This window comes from Serratia sp. SA088, assembly GCF_049065515.1.
In the GTDB taxonomy this organism is placed as follows: Bacteria; Pseudomonadota; Gammaproteobacteria; order Enterobacterales; family Enterobacteriaceae; genus Serratia; species Serratia nematodiphila.
The window spans coordinates 1-1,125 of sequence record NZ_JBAKGW010000029.1; the positions used below are offsets into that span (position 1 = coordinate 1).

General features: G+C 67.6%; 1 pseudogene. It reads right to left on the reverse strand.

What is annotated here, in order from left to right:
• Window positions 1-1,125: pseudogene (locus ACOWVD_RS25460) on the reverse strand (type IV secretion protein Rhs); the annotation flags it as partial.

Here is a 1,125-nt window from a genome sequence, read left to right on the forward strand (position 1 = left end):
CGACCTCGCGGTGCTCCTCCAGCAGCCCGGCCGCGCCGTAGCGATAATCGTGGCGGGTGTCGTCCGGGCGCTCTTCGGTCAGCACGCGGCCCACCGCATCGTAGCTGAAGCGGTATTCGCCGCCGTTGCCGTTCTCCAGCCGCGTCAGCCAGCCCTGCGGGCTGTAGTGATAGCGCCGGGTGCGGTTGATGCGATCGGTGATGCTGACCGGCAGCCCCAGGGCGTTGTACTGCCAGCGGGTCAGGCTGCCCAGCGCGTCCTGATGTTCGGCCAGTTGGCCGTGCGCATTCCAGTTAAAGCGCTCTTCGCCGCCGTCCGGGTGGATCAGGGTGTGCAGGCGGCCGCCGTTATCCCACAGGTAGCGCGTCTGATGGCCTTCGGCATCGGTCTGCGCCGTCAGTTGCCCCAGCGCATCGTAGGTATAAGCCGTGACGCTGCCGGAACAGTCGGTGTAGCGCGTCAGCTGGCCGCGGGCGTCCCACTCCAGCTTCACTTCCCCGCCCAGCGCGTCGATCACACTAGCGGGCAGGCTCTCTTCGTCATCCGGATAACGGTACAGCGTGGCATTGCCCAGCGCATCGACATAGCGCGTCGGGCGCCCCAGCGTGTCCCAATGCTGCGCCTCGCTGCTGCCGTCCGGGTAGGCGACGGCGAACAGCCGGCCGCTGTTACGCGAATATTGATAGCGCGTCACGCGGCCGAGCGGATCGGTCTCCGACAGCAGGCGGCCGTAAGGATCCCATTCGCTCTGGCGCTGCGCGCCGCCGGGCAGCAGCACGCTGCACAGCTCGCCGCGTTGGTAGATAAAACCGTAACGGCGCTGGTCGAAATCGGTGTACTGCGCCACGTTGTCGTCGTCATCCAGCCGCCACTCCGCCCGTTTGCCGTCGCCGCGCACCGCGCTGCGGCGCCCGCCGGCGAAGTCGTAACCGAACTCAAGGGATTCCCCGGCGCTGTTGCGGTAGGCCGTCACGCGCGGCACGCCGTCGAGCTCTTGCCATTGGTATTCGTTCAGCAGCCCGGCGGCGTCCTGGTGGCTGATCATCAGGCCGTCGCGCCAGCCAAAGCGGCGCGTCACCTCACCGGCGCGGTTGCTCACCGTCGTCAGTTGGCCCTGCTCATCGT